The following is a 16,928-nucleotide window of genomic DNA, read 5'->3' as shown; positions in this document are numbered from 1 at the left end:
GGATGGAATGGAGCAAGACTGAAATGGGTTACCGAGTTGCAGTGGTCGGAGCGACCGGGAATGTCGGCCGCGAAATGCTCGCCATTCTGGCAGAGCGCGAATTTCCGATGGACGAAGTTGCTGCAGTTGCCAGTTCGCGATCCATCGGCATGGAGCTTGAAGTCGGCGATTCCGGCAAGATGGTGAAGTGCAAAAGCCTTGAACATTTCGACTTCACCGGCTGGGATATCGCGCTGTTTGCGGCAGGCTCCGGCCCGACCAAGGAATACGCGCCCAAGGCTGCGGCCGCTGGTTGCGTAGTGATCGACAACAGCTCGCTCTACCGCATGGACCCGGATGTGCCGCTGATCGTGCCGGAAGTGAACCCGGACGCTATCGACGGATACAAAAAGCGCAACATCATCGCCAATCCCAATTGCTCGACCGCACAGTTGGTGGTGGCGCTGAAGCCGCTGCATGATTTCGCCAAGATCAAGCGCGTCATCGTCTCCACCTATCAATCTGTTTCCGGTGCCGGGAAAGAGGGGATGGATGAACTGTTCGAGCAGAGCCGCGCCATCTTTGTGGGCGACCGTGTGGAGCCGCGCAAATTCACCAAGCAGATCGCTTTCAACGTCATTCCGCATATCGACGAATTCATGGATGACGGCTCCACCAAGGAAGAGTGGAAGATGATGGTCGAGACGAAAAAGATCCTCGACCCGAAGATCAAGATGAACGCGACTTGCGTACGGGTGCCGGTATTTGTCGGTCATTCCGAAGCGGTCAATATCGAATTCGAAAACGAAATCACTGCCAAGCAGGCGCAGGATATCCTGCGCGAAGCCCCTGGCATCATGCTGGTCGATAAGCGTGAAGATGGCGGCTACGTCACCCCGACAGAGGCTGCTGGCGACAGCGCGACATACATCAGCCGCGTGCGCGAGGACCCGACCGTTGAAAACGGCATCACCCTGTGGTGCGTATCGGACAACTTGCGTAAAGGTGCAGCACTCAACGCGGTGCAGATCGCAGAACTGCTTGGCCGCCGACACTTGCAAAAGGGATAAAATCCATGCGTCTTGCCTACCTTGCTCTCCCGCTTTTTGCGCTCGCCGCCTGTTCTCAGGAGCCTGCAGCTGAGGGCGATGCCGCTGGTATGGAAGCGACCGCGCCGCTGGAAGATGCGACATTGGATTTGCAGGCGACAGGGATCACAATCCCTGCGCAGAACGGTTTTGAGCAACTTGACGTGCCATTCGGCTCAATGCGCGCTCCGACCGAAGCGACTTTGGCCAATGTGGTCGGTGCAAGCACGGGAACCTTTGACGCAGTTGAAGGCGAAACCGACTGCCGGCTGAATGGCACATCTTTTGAAGGTATCAGCGTATCGTTTAACGCCGACAGCTTCGTGGGCTATTACGCGACCGCTCCTTATGTGCCTCAACTGACGCGCGCCGAAATGCTGGCCGATCCCGCTGTCTCCCTCGTCGAAGAAAGCTCCCTCGGCGAGGAATTTACTATTGGTGAGGGGGAGCAAATCATCTCAGGCGTGTTCTCCGGGGCAGGCGATGATGCGGTTGTCGAAGCCCTGTGGGCAGGCGAAAATTGTATCGCGCGGTGATCTTGCGGTGAGCGATCTGATTACCACCCATATCGAAAGTTTCGACGGCACGCAGATGGCCATTCACCGCATGGGTGAAGGTCGCCCGGTGGTTTTGCTGCACGGGCTTTTCTCCAATGCGGACGTCAATTGGATCAAATACGGCCACGCTGCGGCTTTGGCTGGTGCTGGCTTCGAATGCATCATGCCCGATTGGCGGGTACACGGCGACAGCGATGCGCCGACTGATCCTGAGGCCTATCCGGCGGGCGTGCTGGTGCGCGATGCATTTGCTGTGGTGGAAGCGCTGGGCCTCACGGATTACGATCTGGTCGGCTTCTCGCTTGGCGCGCGCACATCAATCAGCGCAGTCCTTGCAGGCCTAACACCGCGCCGGCTGGTTATCAGTGGCATGGGACTGGAAGGTCTGACCAATTGGGAAAAGCGGGTCGCGTTTTTCATCGACATGATCGACCGCTATGACGAGATCGAGCGCGGCGATCCCGCGTTTATCGCCAAGAGCTTTATGAAAGCGCAAGGCATTGATCCGGTGGCTGCCCGCCTGCTGCTGACGCGCGGTGTGGAGCAGATCGACACTGCCAAACTCTCCACGATTGCAATGCCGACCATGGTGCTGATCGGGGATGAAGACCGTGACAATGGTTCACCGGAAAGGCTTGCTGACGCGCTGCCCGATGCTTTCGTTGAGACAATTGCCGGCAACCACATGAGCTGCGTTACGCAGCCCGGCCTCTCGGCTGCAATTGTGCGCTTTCTTTCGGCCTAACATTACGGCAGGTTGCACGGGGCACGTACCACTCGGAGAACTGCCATGCGTATCCTGCCAATCATCACCGCGCCATTTGCCTTGATCGCGTGCAGCGCTGGCGCTGAACCGGAAATGCAGACGTCACCTTCTGGCGAAGTGTCTGGCACGATGTTTGTCGCCAACAAACGCGGGGCAAGCCTTTCACGGATTGACTTGTCCACGGGCGAAGAAACGCACCGCGCTGATACGTGCGAAAACCCGCATGAACTGACAGTCTCGCCGGACGAGTCATTCGTTTTGGTCGCGTGCTATTCCGGGCGTTCGGTAGAGATTTTTTCGACCTCCGACCTCACTCCAGTCGGCCCTCTGCAGCTTGGCGAGAACGCGCGAGTGCATTCGGCAATTTGGCTGGATGACGGGCGCGTGCTTGCCGGAGCAGAGGGGCGCGGATCGTTGTATGTCATCGCGGCATTCATGGACCGCGGCGCCATTGCTCCCATTGTTTCATTCAGGGAAATCGGCCGCGGTGGACCGCCTTTTGCACCGGGACCGCATCTGATCGCGGTCGATCCCGGCGGGCGTTATGCGTATGGAACAATCATCCCCAATGGTGACGTGATCCGTTACGACATCGAAAACAGCGCCGAGGCTGCCAGCAGACGTATCGGCGAGCAGATAGAGGCAGTGGCGATCTCTCCTGATGGGACAAGCCTGTGGGTCGCCTCCAACACAGACAGCATCGCGTATCGTCTCGATCCCTTGACGCTGGAAGTGCAGGCTGAGGTGCCCACGGGCGATGTCCCAATTCGACTTGCCATGCACCCCTCAGGCGACTTTGTGGTCAGCTCTAATTACGGCGGCGGCGATCTGACAGTCATCCACACTGCGACCAATGAGGCGGTCCGCACCATCATCGTTTCAGGCAACGACGATGCAGCGCAGGTCACTTTGGTATTCAGCCAGGACGGCACGCGCCTCTACGCGGCCGAAACCGCCACAGACATGATTGCCGAGATCGACTTCGCCAGCGGCGAAGTGTTGCGCCGCCTGCCGACAGGACCGGGCGGGGATGGGCTGGCGGTGATTGATTGAAGTAAAAGAAGACCCCCGCCGGCCATGGTGGCCGACGGGGGTCGCTTAGTCCGGCTTTCCCGCTCGAAGGGGAGGGGGGAAGAGCGGGAGCCGGTTTACCTGATGCCGAGCAGTCCAGTATTTACCGGACCACTATCTATCGGACCAATGCTTACTGGGCCGAGAACGGCAGCGAGCTGTGGTGCAGTACGATCACGAGTTCGCCAGCTTCGTTTCGCTCGTAACCGAAGGAATATTCCACCTTGGTCTCGTTGCCGTCGGTGCCGGTGAAATAGTAGTTGCCCATGGCCATCGCAGTGTCGGCAGCTTCATCAATGATCGTGCCTTCGTTTTCCCAACGCACTGCTGTGTACGGAGCTAGCGCGAAACCACCGTCTTCGGTGCCTTCGGAACCGATGAAGTAGCTCAGCGCTTCGTCAAAAGTGCCACGGAACTGGTCTTCGGCTGCCAAAGTCGGCTTGAAAAGGATTTCCATGCCATCTTCGTAACCATAAAAAGTATTGATGTGGTCGGTTGCGGCAACATTCACGTCACCACCTTCGGTGCTGACGGCGCCAATTGCCACAATGCCTTCGCCCCAGGCCTGCTGCGCAGCGGTAACTTCTTCAGCAGTGATAGGGTTTACGGTTTCGGCCGTAGCCGTGTCGGTCGTTGCGGTTTCGCCGCAAGCAGCCAGAGCAACAGAAGCGGCGCCGAGCAGTGGCAGTGCAAAGTACTTGTTCATGTCCAAAAAAACTCCAAAAAGCTTTACCCCCCGTCGTGGGGACTGAATTGTTATTCAGGGAGCCTAATTGTGCTGGACGCGCGTCCTGCGGTAGCTCCCTCTGATCACGTCCGACATCACGCAAACTGCAGAGCAGCAAACGCCAGAGGGGCCCGGTACGCGAAGGGGAAATGCCGCTGAACAAGAATGGTTCCAGACAAAACCAATCTTTTTTAATTTTCATGATCTGCCTTGGAGAAGGGAATGCGAAACACATGAAAAAGGGGCGCTGCCATCGCTGGCAACGCCCCTTAATCTTGATGCGTCGAATTGCGGGAGATCAGCCTTCGCTGGTCTCTTCGCCTTCAGCAGCTTCGCCTTCTGGCGCAGCGTCTTCCGAAGCTTCGTCATCTTCTGCGGGAGGCAAGTCGCCGAGCTCGCGGTCGGGGTCGAGCTCATGCTGGAAGCCGGCTTGGGCATCAGCTGCGAGTTCGTCTTCGTTCATCTGCGCGATCACGTCGATGCCCTGGCTCTGCAGTTCCGCTTCGTCGTCCGAACGGGCCACATTGGCCTTCACGATGACTTCGACTTCCGGGTGCAGGCGAACGGTCACGTCAAACATGCCGATTGTCTTGATCGGCGCGCCCATGATGACCTGCTTCTTGTCGATCTCGTGGCCCTTTTCGACCAGACCAGCAGCGACGTCACGCACATTGACCGAGCCATACAGCTGACCAGCGTTCGATGCGGCACGAAGCAACACGATTTCGGTGCCAGCCACCTTTTCGCCGTGCTTTTCAGCTTCGGTACGCTTCTCGGCGTTCTCGGCTTCCAGATTTTCACGGTTGGCATCGAAGACCTGCTTGTTCGCCGCGTTGGCGCGAAGGGCCTTCTTCTGCGGGAGCAGGAAGTTGCGGGCGTATCCGTCCTTCACAGTGACAACGTCACCGATCTGGCCGAGGCCGCCAACACGTTCGAGGAGGATGATATCCATGAGTGTCTCTCCTCTTACTTAACGATGTAGGGCAGCAGGCCCAAGTGGCGGGCGCGCTTGATCGCCTTGGCCAGCTCGCGCTGCTTCTTGCCGGAAACGGCGGTGATACGGCTTGGCACGATCTTGCCACGCTCGGACATGAAGCCCTGCAGCAGGCGCGTGTCTTTGTAGTCGATCTGCGGCGCTTCCTTACCCGAGAACGGGCAGGACTTGCGGCGACGGTAAAACGGACGGGCCATCAGTTACGCTCCTCACGGTCGGAACGGCGCTTCTTGTCGCGGTCGTTCTTGCGCATCATGACAGACGGACCGTCTTCGTGGTCTTCCACGGCGATCGTCAGCCAACGAATGATATCTTCGTTGATGCGGTTCTGGCGCTCAAGCTCAGCTACCAACGTGCCGGGGCCGTCGATGTTGAGCATGACAAAATGCGCCTTGCGGTTGCGGTCAATTTTGTAGGCGAGGGACTTAAGGCCCCAGGTCTCGGTCTTTACGACCTTACCGCCATTGGCTTCCACGATTTCCGTGGCGCCGGTGGCGAGCGCGTCTACCTGAGCCTGGCTCAGATCCTGACGCGCGAGGAACACGTGCTCATATAGAGCCATGTGCGCTTCCTTTCATGTTACTGCCGATCGCTGGCTTGTCCGTCCGGATGACGGGGCCCCTCCGGCTTTCTTGGGTTTTCCGCAGGAAGGGCGCGATGCGCTGATTCCCAAGGAAGGAGCGCACATAGCGGGAATGTCCGTAAATGCAAGCGCATTGACTGAGTGCAGTGGCTGATTGGCGGGGGTGCGGAAGAACAGGGGGTTGCAGTACCGGAGCGTGCGAGGCAGGGAGCCAATACCACGCGAAACAGGAAATATTCCACATGCCATCTGGCCTAGCAGCTCTTCTAGACGACGTGTCCATCATCGCCCGTGCCGCTTCTGCCAGTGTGGATGACATTGCCGCTGCCGCGGGGCGCGCAGGCTCCAAGACAGCAGGGGTTGTGATCGACGATGCTGCGGTCACGCCGTCCTACGTCACCGGGCTTTCACCGGCGCGTGAGCTTCCGATCATATGGAAGATCGCCAAGGGCAGCTTTTTCAACAAGCTGATCATCCTGCTGCCAGCCGCGCTGCTGCTGAGCGAATTTTTGCCATGGGCGATCATCCCTATCCTTATGCTTGGCGGCGCGTTTCTGTGTTACGAAGGCGCTGAAAAGGTGCTCGAAAAGCTGGGCGGGGCCAAGCACGGGGAAAACCTGGAGAGTCCGATCGAGGATCCGGTCGCGTTTGAAGACAAGCGCGTGAAGGGTGCCATCCGCACAGATCTGATCCTGTCGGCAGAGATCATGGCCATCACGCTGAGCGAAGTTGCGGCGGACAGCCTGCTGGTACGCGCAGGCGTGCTGGCGATCATTGGCGTTCTTATCACCGTGGTCGTTTACGGCGCGGTGGCGCTGATCGTGAAGATGGATGATGTCGGACTGCACTTTGCCAAAGAGGGCAGAACTGAAGCGGGGCGCAATTTTGGCCGATCGCTGGTGAGCGCGATGCCCCATCTCCTAACTACTCTCTCATTTGTAGGCACGGTAGCGATGCTGTGGGTCGGCGGCGGGATAATCATCCATGGCCTGCACGAGCTTGGCATTCTGTTGCCGGAAGCTGCCATCCATCAGGCGCAGCATTGGGTGGAAACAATTGCTGGCGGGCTGGGCGGCGTTCTGGGCTGGCTTACTTTTGCCGGTCTTTCGGCAGTGGTGGGACTGGTGCTCGGCGCAATTATCGTTTTTGTTCTGCACAATGTCCTCGGCCTTGGGCATACCGAAGAAGCGGCCGGTTCTGCGGCGCATTAACGCCTCCGGTTTTCAGGCTGCGGCCCGCCTTGCGCGGCGCTGTTCTTCAACCCAGGCGTCGGTGTTTGGCCAGCTCCGCCCGTCGTTGCTTTCAACCCGGCCATCGGGGTGTGTGACAAACCAGGGGTCGTCCTGCACCGCCAGGTGATCGAGGCACATGGGGGTCAGGCGGCGGTCTTTGCCCACCTGCCAGCCGAGCACATTGCAGTACACCAGATCGACCTGATTATCGTCGAAATATGCGGATACGACGTAGGTGCCCGGTGCCGCATCGAACATGCCGACGCCGCTCTCGCGATAACTCTTCTGCACCTGTTTGCGCCCTCCTGATGTGCGTCCTGGACGCTGTATTGGCCTACAAACGTTGCAAAAGGCTTTCCGCGAACTCCGTCAAAGTATCATCGCGCGCGCCCATGACCGCGATGCGGTCGCCCGGCCTCGCGTTCTGGACGATGAAATCGCCGCAGCCTTCGCGGGTGTTTATATGAAGCGCTTTTCCGCCAGCCTTAGCGATAAGGTCGATTATCCGCTCGCTGCCTTCGCTGCGATCCACCGTTCCGCCAAAGTATACCGGATCGCACAGGATGGTCAGATCGTCGGGGCCGAGTTCTTCAGCAAAAGTCTCCGCCAGTTCAGCGCCCATTTGGCGCAAAGGGCCGTAGCCATGCGGCTGGAAAAACGCGATCACGCGGCCCTCGTGAGCCTTCAGGGTGCGCAGTGTGGCGCGGGCTTTTTCCGGATTGTGGCCGAAATCGTCGATTACCGTCACGCCATTCGCCGAAGTGCCAACAATGTCGAAGCGGCGGGCGAGGCCTTTGAAGTCTGCCAGCGCGGCCACAGCTTCCGCCACCGGAACGCCAGCAGCATTGGCCGCAGCAATCGCGGCGAGCGCATTGGAGAGATTGTGCCGCCCCGGCATGGCAAGGCGCAGCGCATGTTCGCTATCATCGCGGCGGTCCACCACCAGCGCGGCCTGTTTGGTCGGTCCATCGGCAATGCTGCCTTCTGCAATGCCCAGCGCGGCGCAGCTGTTGTCGATGCCGAAAGTCAGCGGCTCGTTCGCCTGCGCAACGAGGCGGAAGGCTTCCAGATCATCTGCATTCACCACCCCGCGATCCGCGACCAACAGGAAATTGCCGAACAGTTCGCGCAGTTCATTCATGCTTTTGTGATCGAGGCTGACATTCAGCAGCAGCGCGACCGACGGACGGTAGAGCGCGATGGAGCCGTCGCTTTCGTCCACTTCGCTCACAAATGTCTCGCCGTCTCCGACCACGGCGCTGGCGAAGGGGCGCTCTTCGGAAACGAAATTCTTCATCACCGCGCCGTTCATGATTGTCGGCGCGCGGCCTGTCGCCTGCATGATCCAGCCGAGCATCGCGGTAGTGGTCGATTTACCGCTGGTCCCGCCGATGGCGATGCTTTGCGGCGCATCATTGAACAGGCGCGCGAGCAATTCCGCGCGCGTCAGGCGTTCACAGCCCAGTTCCTTGGCGCGGGCAATTTCCGGTACAGTGTCTTCAATCGCCGCCGAGGCAATCAGCACCTGATCGCCCGAGGTCAGCCCGCTGCCGTCTTGCGGGAATAGCGCGTAACCCTGCCGTTCCAGCGCGGCGAATTTTTCAGGCGTGCGGCCTTGGTCGAAACTGCGGTCCGATCCCCCGACTTCGGCGCCCATACCCTTCACGATCTGGCCGAGGGGCAGCATTCCCGATCCGCCGATGCCGCAGAAGAAATAGGACCGCGCGCTGATGTTTGTCGTATCATTCATGGGGATGTGCCTATGCTGGCTGTGGCACTTTGTGAAGCGGATGTTAGAGGGAATTGGATGACAACACGCATCGCCATCGTCTGTCCCGGAAAACCGCTCCGCCAAGAGCGGGCGGACAAGGTATTGGCGCTCGCGGTAGCGGAGTTTCCGCAGGCTGAACTCGCCTTCCATCCGCAGTGTTTTTTGGAATCCGGCCATTTTGCCGGCGATGATGAGACGCGGCTGGCAGCCTTGCTCGAAACAGCGAATGATCCCGATGTGGACGCCGTATGGTTCGGCATGGGCGGTTATGGGGCGTGCAGGATAGCTGGCGACGCGGTGGCCGGCATGCGCGAAGCTGCGCGCAGCAAAACCTATCTTGGCTATTCGGATGCCGGCACGATCCTGGGCGCGCTCTACCGAGAAGGCATCGGCAAACCCGTCCATGGTCCGCTGGCTGGCGACATCAAGCGCGAAGGCGGCGACGATGCAGTGCGGCGGGTGCTGCGCTATCTTTCTGGCAAGCCCGTGGAACTTGAGGCTGGGCTGGATGATCGCCCGACGGCCGCGTTCAATCTGATGACGCTTGCAATGTTAGCGGGCACAGACCTCATGCCCGACCTGACCGATCATGTTGTTATGGTCGAAGAAGTGGCAGAACACCTCTACGCGGTAGACCGGCTGTTTTTCCACATCACCCAACATTTGAAAGGAGCTGCCGGCATCCGGCTTGGCCGCGTTTCTGCTGTGCCCGAGAATGACCGACCCTTCGGCTCTACCGCAGAGGATATCGCGCGCTATTGGTGTGAAAAGTCAGCCATTCGCTATCTTGGCCGCGCCGATATCGGCCATGACTCCCAAAATGCCATCGTTCCGTTCGGGACCAATCGAAAAACTACCTAAAGAATTTGAGGGATTTCACATGATTGCATTCGTTTTTCCCGGCCAAGGCAGCCAGAAGGTCGGCATGGGCGCAGAGCTTGCCGATGCCAGCTCCGCCGCGCGCGAAGTGTTTCAGGAAGTGGATGAGGCGCTGAAGCAGAAGCTTTTCCATCTCATGCGCGAAGGACCGGAAAGCGAGCTGACGCTGACAGCCAATGCGCAGCCCGCGATCATGGCCAATGCCATCGCCGTGGCGCGCGTGCTGGAAAGCGGCGGCGTGAACCTGTCCGAAAAAGGCGAGGCGGTCGCGGGACATTCTCTGGGAGAATATTCTGCGCTTGCCAGCGTGGGGGCTTTCAACCTTACCGACACTGCAAAGCTGTTGCGCATTCGCGGCATTTCCATGCAGGATGCAGTGCCGATCGGCGTGGGCGCGATGTGCGCTTTGCTGGGGGCCGATCTCGAGAAGGCACAAGCTCTCGCTGATGCTGCTGCACAAGGCCAGGTGTGCGAGGTAGCGAACGACAATGATCCGGGGCAGGTTGTGCTGTCCGGTCATGCCGAAGCCATCGATCGCGCAATTGAAATGGCAAAGGATCACGGCTGCAAGCGCGCGATCAAGCTGCCGGTCTCCGCGCCCTTTCATTGCTCGCTGATGGCACCCGCCGCGCTGAGAATGAAAACTGCGCTGGACGAAACACCGCCGCAAGGCTTCCGCCTGCCCGTCTACGCCAATGTCACCGCCGCGCCGGTGACTGATGCCGAAGTGCAAAAGGGCCTGCTGGTCGATCAGATCACCGGCCGCGTCCGCTGGCGTGAAAGCGTGCTGGCGATGCAGGAAGCCGGGATCAGCCATTTTGTGGAACTGGGCGGCAAGGTGCTCGGCCCGATGATTCGCAAAATCGCGCCCGACGTAACGGTGACTAGCGTGATCAGGATGGACGATATAGAGGCGCTGGCCAAGGACATCTGAGTTTCAGAAGGTATTTCAATGGGTCGCACGCTTTTCAAACTCACACTTGGCGTACTTGCGCTGCCGGTGATGTCTGTGCCTGCCATGGCACAGGGCAAGGGCGTGAATTGCATGCGCGGCGCATATAGCGCGGCTCAACTTGAAGAACTCGGTCAACTGACCCCAAGTTCGAGCGCTGGCGAAACACAGCTGGAGCAGGCCGTTTTCGACCAGATCGGCGCAATTGCGATGACCGCGATTGGAAGCTGTGCTGCTTCACGCGGCTGGACTGACGAACAGATTTTGCATGCAACGCTGTTCGAAATGGGCCGTCTTAGCGAGGCCGCCTATCGTGCCTCTGGCGAGCTTTCATCGCAGCAATTGCGTCAGCTCGATGATGCCTTGGCGATCGGCAATCGTGATCGCCTTTGGAGTGTAATCGAAGCGGGCGTGATGGGCGGTATGAGCGGCGGCGAAGCGCCTGTTTCCAACGGTGACGCCATGCTGCTCGGCACGTTCATAATCGGGGCGGGTTTGGATGTTGAAGATCAAGACACGGTGGTGGCCGAGAAGGTAGGCATGCTGCTTGGCTTCATGGGATTACAGCGGATGGGCCGCCGGGAATTCGTGAATTTGAACTGATCTGGAATACATCGTGCATTCAGGCTAGCGCGGCGATGTAACATTGTCACACAGTCGGGGATGTTTCATGAAGTTGCGTTTTCAGAATTCGGTCGCAAAGGCTGGTGCGGGCCTTGCGCTTTGTTTGACGTTGGCGGCCTGCCAATCGGCCGCGGCGCAGCGCGGAGCGAACAGCGTCTTGGGCACAAGTGATGATGTCGGACTGCATTCGTTCCCGCATGAAGAGGCGTTTGCGGCCTTCGCTGAACAGATGCAGGAATTGTCTAGCTCGCGAAATCGCGGCAACGGTGGTGACGCTGAGATCACAGTGACTGGGACTTCTGGGATTCAAGCCGCGCCTACGCCGCCGCCGCCTGCCGCAATGGCGGTTGCAGAAGTTGCAGCCGATTCCTTCGATTCGGACGGTGAGCAGATCACCAACACGCAGGAAGCAGGCGTTGACGAAGGCGCTATCGTCAAGGACGCAGGCGATTACCTCGTCATCCTGCGTCGCGGACGCATTTTCACCGTGCGCCACGGCGGCGATGCGCTTGCTCCGGTGGACAGCATCAACGCCTTCCCGCCCGATGCTGAGAATGCCGGCTCCACCTGGTATGACGAGATGCTGTTGCGCGGCGATCAGGTGATCGTGGTCGGCTATTCCTATGGCGATTTCGGGACCGAGATTAACCGCTTCCGGCTGGGCAAGGATGGCAGCCTGACGTACCGCGACACGCATTATCTGCGGTCCGGCGATTATTATTCTTCCAGCAATTACGCCTCTCGCATGATCGGTGACGAACTGATTTTCTATGCGCCTGTCTCCATGCGTTGGAACGACTGGCGCGCCACAATGCCCGCCCTGCGGCGCGGCGGACCGGACGGCGAAGTGGTCGATCTGGTGGAGCCGGAAGATATCTACGTCACAGAGCCTGCAAGGCGCGGTAAATTCGTGTTGCCGATGGCCCATGCTGTGACGCGCTGCGATCTCTCCTCTGCAGAGCTGGAATGCGAAGCCACAGCTGTTCTGGGCACATGGAGCCGCGTGTTCTATGTTAGCCAGCGGGCGGTGTATCTGTGGACAGGAGAGACAAGCTACGACGGCGGCACCGCAGAAGGCCAGCTGTTCCGTTTGCCGCTCGACGGATCGCGTCCTGGCGCGGTGCCGGTCAACGGCGCGCCGATCGACCAGTTCTCCTTTACCGAAGACCGCGATGACGGCGTGCTGCGCGTTGTCTTGCGCGCCGATGGCAGTGGTGAGGGCATGTGGGGAGCTGAATTTTCCGGCGGCGACCTAGGCCTGCTGACGATCCCGCTGGGCGCTTTCACGGATGGGTCAGAGCGTATCCCGCAGCAGGCGATGCGCGAACTTCCATCCGTTGAAGGATGGCGTTTTCACAACCGCTTTGTGGGTGATTACCTGCTTTATGCGGCGGGCAATTACGGCAATGAGGAAGATGAGCGTTTCATCTACGCTGCGCCCGTCGATGGACGTGCGGCGCAGCGGATTGACTTGGAGCACGGCGTGACGCGGTTTGACGTCATGGGGTCAGACGCCATCGCGGTGGGGCCGGGCAGTGACAATGCGCTGGGCTTCTCAGCGATGTCATTGGGCAATCAGGTCCGTGTGGAGGATGTCTACATGCTGCCCTCTGCCAGCGAAGGCGAAGTGCGTAGTCAGGCATTTTTCTATCGTCCTGATACCGGTTCGCCCGGCGGATTATCGGGAACGCTCGGCCTGCCCATCACACGCCAACTTACCAGCACTGGCGGCGAATTCCTCGGCAACGCCTCGGCCATTTTCTTCATGCGCCGCGACAATCGTGAATTCACTCCGGCAGGCAATCTCATCAGCCGCGCCAAAGAGGGAAGGGATGACAATTGCGTGGCCTCCTGCGTAGATTGGTACGGGAATGCCCGGCCGATCTTCCTCGGCAACCGTATCTTCGCACTGATGGGATACGAATTGGTCGAAGGCCGCCTGGATGGCGCTGATATCAATGAGGTTCGCCGGGTGAACTTTATCCCGCGCAGCCGCACCCCGCAGTAGTCCATTGGTTGACCAAAGCGGCGGCTACGCGCAACAGGCGTGCGCAACACTTAAGAGCCAAGGATACGCAGCCCATGTTTTCACTCGAAGGAATGAATGCCCTTGTAACCGGAGCCAGCGGAGGGATTGGTTCATCCATCGCCCGAGCACTCGCATCTCAGGGAGCGCGATTGGCGCTGTCAGGTTCCAATGGCGGCAAACTGCGCGCCTTCCGCGAAGAACTGAACGAAAGCTTCGCCCATCACGATCATGATGGCCATGTCGAGATCACCTGCAATCTGTCGGATTCCGCGCAGGTCGAAGAACTGGTGCCAGCCGCAGTCGATACGCTGGGCGGGATCGATATCCTTGTGAACAACGCCGGCATCACGCGCGACAATCTCGCTATGCGGATGAAGGACGAGGAATGGGACGAAGTGATCCGTATCAATCTGGAGGCAAGCTTCCGCCTGATGCGCGCCGCGACGCGCCCGATGATGAAAGCCCGCTTTGGCCGGATGATCAATATCACCAGCGTGGTGGGCAGCACCGGCAATCCGGGACAGATGAATTACGTTGCAGCGAAGGCTGGCCTCGTCGGCGCGTCAAAAAGCCTGGCACAGGAAGTCGCCAGCAGAGGCATCACAGTGAATTGCGTGTCCCCCGGCTTTATCCGCACCGCCATGACAGAGGCGCTGGACGACAAGCAAAAAGACGTAATCAACGCCCGTATCCCGATGGGCCGCATGGGCGAGGGCGACGATATCGGCGCAGCAGTTGCCTATCTGGCTTCGAAGGAAGCGGGATATGTGACCGGCCAGACCATTCACGTGAACGGCGGCATGGCTATGCTGGGGTAAGCCGGTTCAAGAAGTCGTACTCATACATGCGTCTGCAGGGGACCTAATTCTCACTTTTCCCCAGCGAATCCCGCTTCTCAGCCCCGAATCCTTGCCCGCAAACGCACCTGCGCTAAGGGTAACGTAGCAATTTACCGGCGCTGGCAGGCGATTCCGGGGTTTCCCGGTCACCAAGTCGCACGATCAGGGCACGAATAGGGAATGATTGGCCATGAAAGTCACCATCGAACGCGCAGAGCTGCTTCGCAGCCTGTCCCACGTCCAGAGCGTGGTGGAGCGGCGCAACACCATTCCGATCCTGTCAAACGTGCTCATCGAAGCCGAAACTGGTGGCCATGTCCGCATCATGGCGACCGATCTCGATCTGCAGGTGATCGACAATCTGCGCGCCAATAAGGTGGACGGCGAAGGCGCTATAACTGTGTCTGCACATTTGCTGTTCGATATTGCCCGCAAGCTGGCCGATGGCAGCGAAGTCAGTCTGGAAACGGGCGATAACCGCATGACTATCAAGGCCGGGCGCAGCCGCTTCTCGCTGCCGACCCTGCCGCGCGATGATTTCCCGGTGATCGTGGAAGGTGATCTGCCGACCAGTTTCGAACTGCCCGCAAAGACGCTGGCCGAAATGATCGACCGCACCCGTTTTGCGATCTCTACCGAAGAAACGCGCTACTATCTCAACGGCATTTTCCTGCATGTGGCGGATGAGGACGGCGGCGTTCTGAAGGCGGCGGCAACCGATGGTCACCGGCTTGCCCGCTTCACCATTTCGCGCCCAGAAGGTGCCGAAGGAATGCCTGACGTCATCGTGCCGCGTAAAGCCGTGGCAGAGCTGCGCAAATTGCTGGAAGAAGCGACCGAGGGCAATGTCCATATCGACCTCAGCCCGTCCAAGATCCGTTTCACGATCGGCGGAGAGGGCGGGGTGGTGCTGACCAGCAAGCTGATCGACGGGACCTTCCCCGATTACAGCCGCGTCATCCCGACCGGCAATGACAAGCTGTTGAAAGTCGATCCGAAATCACTGTTCGCCGGTGTTGACCGTGTCGCAACCATAGCCACGGAAAAGACCCGGGCTGTCAAAATGGGCCTCGATGCGGACAAGGTGACCTTGACTGTCACAAGTCCCGACAATGGCAATGCTGTTGAAGAGGTAAGCTCCCAGTACAGCTCGGAAGCGATGGAGATCGGCTTCAACGCCACCTATCTCAAGGATATTCTCGCGCAGCTCAGCAATGACACGGTGGAACTGCACTTTGCCGATGCTGGCGCGCCGACACTGATCCGCGAAGACGAAAGCAGCCCCGCGCTTTATGTGCTGATGCCAATGCGGGTATAACCGTTAGCAGGCGGCACTTGGGCCGAAGGTCGTTCCATTGGCCGGAATGTGGGGCGATATATTGCATAGAATCGGACGGAAAGCTTGCTCTGCCTGAAAACCAGGCCTCGAGACTTGGTCTAATTCGCAGCTCTGATCATCGCTTCAATATCAACAAATTTCTCGCGCGGAGCGCCGATCCGGGCTGCCTCCGTTTCTGCTTCCTCGATCTTCTTCCAATCCTGGAACGTCACTACATCCAGCCCGCGATCTGCTGCTAGTGCGTCAAAGCCCGCGCGGCCCGTCTTGCCGCCATTGCCGATCGTGCCATTCTTGATATCGGCACCAATAAGTTCGACAATGCCTTGGCCGTCCGGCCGGTTGGTGCCGATGGTTCCGGAGGGCCCGCGCCGGGCCCAACCGACACAATAAAGACCGGGCAGGATGCGGCCCTGATCGTTGGCGAAGCGTCCTGCGCGTGTATCGAAAGGAACACCGGGGATCTGCGCTGTGCGATAGCCAATGCAGCTTATCACCAAATCCGCAGGCAATATTTTGATCTCACCGGTGCCAACCGCGCGGCCTTTTGTGATCTCGGTCTTTTCGACCTCGATTGCGGTCACTTTATCTTCGCCAATCAGGGCGACCGGCTGCGTAAAGAATGCAAATTCTATCGCGATCGGTTTTTCCGCGCGGATATGTTCGGGAATGGCGGCAAACTGCCTTAACAAGGTCACGGACTTGCGCTGGCCAGGTTCCAGCAGCGCATCCTCCCCTTCTTCGGGCAAATCATCACGTGCCACGTGCGGCGCGGCGCGGTCGAGTTCGCCCAACTCTGCCAGTTCCTTGGGCGTCATCATGATCTGGTGCGGCCCGCGCCTGCCGAGGATTATGATCCGCTCGATCCGGCTTGCTTGCAACGCGTCGTAGGCGTGGGCAACTATGTCGCTGCCATCGAATTCATCAGTTGTTTTGGCGAGCATTCGTGCCACATCCAGTGCGACATTGCCCATGCCGATGACCACTGCGGTATTACCGGAAAGATCGGGTGAAAGGCCCGCGAATTCTGGATGGCCGTTGTACCAGCCGACGAAGGACGCGCTGCCCATTACATTGCCAAGAGTTTCTCCCGGCAAGTCCAGTTCGCGGTCCCTGGGGGCGCCTGTCGCCAGGACTACGGCATCGTACATTGATTGCAGTTCAGCGATTTCAATATCGCGCCCGATGGCCACATTCCCGACAAAGCGCACATTTTCGCTCAGCGCGGTTTTCTCATACCGCCGCGATACGCCCTTGATCGATTGATGATCCGGGGCAACACCGGTCCTTATCAGGCCGTAGGGCACCGGCAGCATGTCAAAAACATCGATGCGGACATCGTCGCCCATGGCCTTCTGCGCGGCTTCAGCCGTGTAATATCCGGCAGGTCCCGAACCGACTATGGCGATATGGCGCATGTTTATTCCCCAACGCTGCCCTGACGCGCTTTTCTTAACCCTTTTTCACGTCCCGGCAATGCAGCGTAGGTGCCTCTACCCAG

Annotated in this window: 18 protein-coding genes; 11 read left to right on the top strand and 7 right to left on the bottom strand. The window is 59.1% G+C overall.

Features of this window, described 5'->3' with window-relative positions; translation table 11 throughout:
* Positions 1-23: 23 nt before the first annotated feature.
* From AB731_RS08450 to AB731_RS08435, 4 genes are read left to right on the top strand one after another with little or no spacing between them, the layout of a single operon-like run.
* Complete coding sequence (locus AB731_RS08450) at positions 24-1,049, top strand: aspartate-semialdehyde dehydrogenase (protein ID WP_047093901.1); 1,026 nt, start codon at positions 24-26, stop codon at positions 1,047-1,049.
* Between the two features lie 5 nt (positions 1,050-1,054).
* Entirely contained in the window at positions 1,055-1,603 is a 549-nt protein-coding gene (locus AB731_RS08445) for a hypothetical protein (RefSeq protein ID WP_047093482.1), read from the top strand.
* Between the two features lie 7 nt (positions 1,604-1,610).
* A complete protein-coding gene (locus AB731_RS08440; RefSeq protein WP_047093483.1) occupies positions 1,611-2,369 on the top strand; it encodes an alpha/beta fold hydrolase in 759 nt (252 codons plus the stop codon).
* A gap of 45 nt (positions 2,370-2,414) precedes the next feature.
* A complete protein-coding gene (locus AB731_RS08435) occupies positions 2,415-3,443 on the top strand; it encodes a YncE family protein (protein ID WP_047093484.1) in 1,029 nt (342 codons plus the stop codon).
* A gap of 151 nt (positions 3,444-3,594) precedes the next feature.
* Here the strand turns inward: AB731_RS08435 and AB731_RS08430 are convergent, their stop codons facing one another.
* The 4 genes from AB731_RS08430 to rpsF all read right to left on the bottom strand — a co-directional run bounded on the left by AB731_RS08430 (position 3,595) and on the right by rpsF (position 5,744).
* A complete protein-coding gene (locus AB731_RS08430) occupies positions 3,595-4,167 on the bottom strand; it encodes a phosphoribosyl-AMP cyclohydrolase (RefSeq protein ID WP_052768979.1) in 573 nt (190 codons plus the stop codon).
* A gap of 319 nt (positions 4,168-4,486) precedes the next feature.
* Positions 4,487-5,140, bottom strand: a complete 654-nt coding sequence (rplI, locus tag AB731_RS08425; RefSeq protein ID WP_047093485.1) for a 50S ribosomal protein L9 — start codon at positions 5,138-5,140, stop codon at positions 4,487-4,489.
* Between the two features lie 14 nt (positions 5,141-5,154).
* Positions 5,155-5,379, bottom strand: a complete 225-nt coding sequence (gene rpsR / locus AB731_RS08420) for a 30S ribosomal protein S18 (protein WP_047093486.1) — start codon at positions 5,377-5,379, stop codon at positions 5,155-5,157.
* The gene (rpsF, locus tag AB731_RS08415; RefSeq protein ID WP_047093487.1) at positions 5,379-5,744 is read right to left on the bottom strand and encodes a 30S ribosomal protein S6; all 366 of its coding nucleotides are present in this window, start codon (positions 5,742-5,744) and stop codon (positions 5,379-5,381) included. The genes rpsR and rpsF overlap by 1 nt, the downstream gene beginning before the upstream one ends.
* A 263-nt stretch (positions 5,745-6,007) precedes the next feature.
* On the opposite strand from rpsF, the gene AB731_RS08410 reads away from it, so the two are divergent.
* The gene (locus tag AB731_RS08410) at positions 6,008-6,976 is read left to right on the top strand and encodes a DUF808 domain-containing protein (protein WP_047093488.1); all 969 of its coding nucleotides are present in this window, start codon (positions 6,008-6,010) and stop codon (positions 6,974-6,976) included.
* Positions 6,977-6,988: 12 nt separating this feature from the next.
* Here AB731_RS08410 and AB731_RS08405 read toward each other — a convergent pair whose 3' ends face one another.
* Together AB731_RS08405 and AB731_RS08400 are read right to left on the bottom strand one after the other, a co-directional pair.
* Positions 6,989-7,288 (bottom strand): hypothetical protein, encoded by a 300-nt coding sequence (locus tag AB731_RS08405; RefSeq protein ID WP_047093489.1) that lies wholly within the window; start codon positions 7,286-7,288, stop codon positions 6,989-6,991.
* Positions 7,289-7,331: 43 nt separating this feature from the next.
* A complete protein-coding gene (locus tag AB731_RS08400; protein ID WP_047093490.1) occupies positions 7,332-8,747 on the bottom strand; it encodes a glutamate ligase domain-containing protein in 1,416 nt (471 codons plus the stop codon).
* Between the two features lie 57 nt (positions 8,748-8,804).
* Here AB731_RS08400 and AB731_RS08395 point away from each other — a divergent pair, with 57 nt between their 5' ends.
* The 6 genes from AB731_RS08395 to dnaN all read left to right on the top strand — a co-directional run bounded on the left by AB731_RS08395 (position 8,805) and on the right by dnaN (position 15,409).
* Complete coding sequence (locus AB731_RS08395; protein ID WP_047093491.1) at positions 8,805-9,629, top strand: LD-carboxypeptidase; 825 nt, start codon at positions 8,805-8,807, stop codon at positions 9,627-9,629.
* 19 nt (positions 9,630-9,648) lie between these two features.
* Positions 9,649-10,581 carry an ACP S-malonyltransferase gene (gene fabD / locus AB731_RS08390; protein WP_047093492.1) on the top strand — a complete coding sequence of 311 codons (933 nt, stop codon included), beginning with the start codon at positions 9,649-9,651 and terminating at the stop codon, positions 10,579-10,581.
* 18 nt (positions 10,582-10,599) lie between these two features.
* Positions 10,600-11,202 carry a hypothetical protein gene (locus AB731_RS08385; RefSeq protein ID WP_047093493.1) on the top strand — a complete coding sequence of 201 codons (603 nt, stop codon included), beginning with the start codon at positions 10,600-10,602 and terminating at the stop codon, positions 11,200-11,202.
* Between the two features lie 67 nt (positions 11,203-11,269).
* Entirely contained in the window at positions 11,270-13,231 is a 1,962-nt protein-coding gene (locus AB731_RS08380; protein ID WP_052768980.1) for a beta-propeller domain-containing protein, read from the top strand.
* A 74-nt stretch (positions 13,232-13,305) separates the two neighbouring features.
* On the top strand, positions 13,306-14,070 hold the full coding sequence (gene fabG, locus AB731_RS08375) for a 3-oxoacyl-[acyl-carrier-protein] reductase (RefSeq protein ID WP_047093494.1): 765 nt from the start codon (positions 13,306-13,308) through the stop codon (positions 14,068-14,070).
* A 211-nt stretch (positions 14,071-14,281) separates the two neighbouring features.
* Complete coding sequence (gene dnaN, locus AB731_RS08370) at positions 14,282-15,409, top strand: DNA polymerase III subunit beta (protein ID WP_047093495.1); 1,128 nt, start codon at positions 14,282-14,284, stop codon at positions 15,407-15,409.
* A gap of 119 nt (positions 15,410-15,528) precedes the next feature.
* Here dnaN and AB731_RS08365 read toward each other — a convergent pair whose 3' ends face one another.
* On the bottom strand, positions 15,529-16,845 hold the full coding sequence (locus AB731_RS08365) for an FAD-dependent oxidoreductase (RefSeq protein WP_047093496.1): 1,317 nt from the start codon (positions 16,843-16,845) through the stop codon (positions 15,529-15,531).
* Positions 16,846-16,928: the final 83 nt, after the last annotated feature.

Origin of the sequence: Aurantiacibacter marinus (assembly GCF_001021555.1) — a bacterium.
GTDB classification, from domain to species: domain Bacteria; phylum Pseudomonadota; class Alphaproteobacteria; order Sphingomonadales; family Sphingomonadaceae; genus Alteraurantiacibacter; species Alteraurantiacibacter marinus.
This window is presented reverse-complemented; position numbering and strand designations above follow the sequence as displayed.

Excerpts from the sequence above, each read along its gene's own strand:
- AB731_RS08400 (WP_047093490.1), bottom strand. The coding sequence starts at position 8,747 with ATGAATGATACGACAAACATCAGCGCGCGGTCCTATTTCTTCTGCGGC.
- rplI (WP_047093485.1), bottom strand. The coding sequence starts at position 5,140 with ATGGATATCATCCTCCTCGAACGTGTTGGCGGCCTCGGCCAGATCGGT.
- fabG (WP_047093494.1), top strand. The coding sequence starts at position 13,306 with ATGTTTTCACTCGAAGGAATGAATGCCCTTGTAACCGGAGCCAGCGGA.
- AB731_RS08365 (WP_047093496.1), bottom strand. The coding sequence starts at position 16,845 with ATGCGCCATATCGCCATAGTCGGTTCGGGACCTGCCGGATATTACACG.
- AB731_RS08410 (WP_047093488.1), top strand. The coding sequence starts at position 6,008 with ATGCCATCTGGCCTAGCAGCTCTTCTAGACGACGTGTCCATCATCGCC.
- AB731_RS08445 (WP_047093482.1), top strand. The coding sequence starts at position 1,055 with ATGCGTCTTGCCTACCTTGCTCTCCCGCTTTTTGCGCTCGCCGCCTGT.
- AB731_RS08450 (WP_047093901.1), top strand. The coding sequence starts at position 24 with ATGGGTTACCGAGTTGCAGTGGTCGGAGCGACCGGGAATGTCGGCCGC.
- fabD (WP_047093492.1), top strand. The coding sequence starts at position 9,649 with ATGATTGCATTCGTTTTTCCCGGCCAAGGCAGCCAGAAGGTCGGCATG.
- AB731_RS08385 (WP_047093493.1), top strand. The coding sequence starts at position 10,600 with ATGGGTCGCACGCTTTTCAAACTCACACTTGGCGTACTTGCGCTGCCG.
- AB731_RS08430 (WP_052768979.1), bottom strand. The coding sequence starts at position 4,167 with ATGAACAAGTACTTTGCACTGCCACTGCTCGGCGCCGCTTCTGTTGCT.
- rpsF (WP_047093487.1), bottom strand. The coding sequence starts at position 5,744 with ATGGCTCTATATGAGCACGTGTTCCTCGCGCGTCAGGATCTGAGCCAG.
- AB731_RS08435 (WP_047093484.1), top strand. The coding sequence starts at position 2,415 with ATGCGTATCCTGCCAATCATCACCGCGCCATTTGCCTTGATCGCGTGC.
- AB731_RS08395 (WP_047093491.1), top strand. The coding sequence starts at position 8,805 with ATGACAACACGCATCGCCATCGTCTGTCCCGGAAAACCGCTCCGCCAA.
- dnaN (WP_047093495.1), top strand. The coding sequence starts at position 14,282 with ATGAAAGTCACCATCGAACGCGCAGAGCTGCTTCGCAGCCTGTCCCAC.
- rpsR (WP_047093486.1), bottom strand. The coding sequence starts at position 5,379 with ATGGCCCGTCCGTTTTACCGTCGCCGCAAGTCCTGCCCGTTCTCGGGT.
- AB731_RS08380 (WP_052768980.1), top strand. The coding sequence starts at position 11,270 with ATGAAGTTGCGTTTTCAGAATTCGGTCGCAAAGGCTGGTGCGGGCCTT.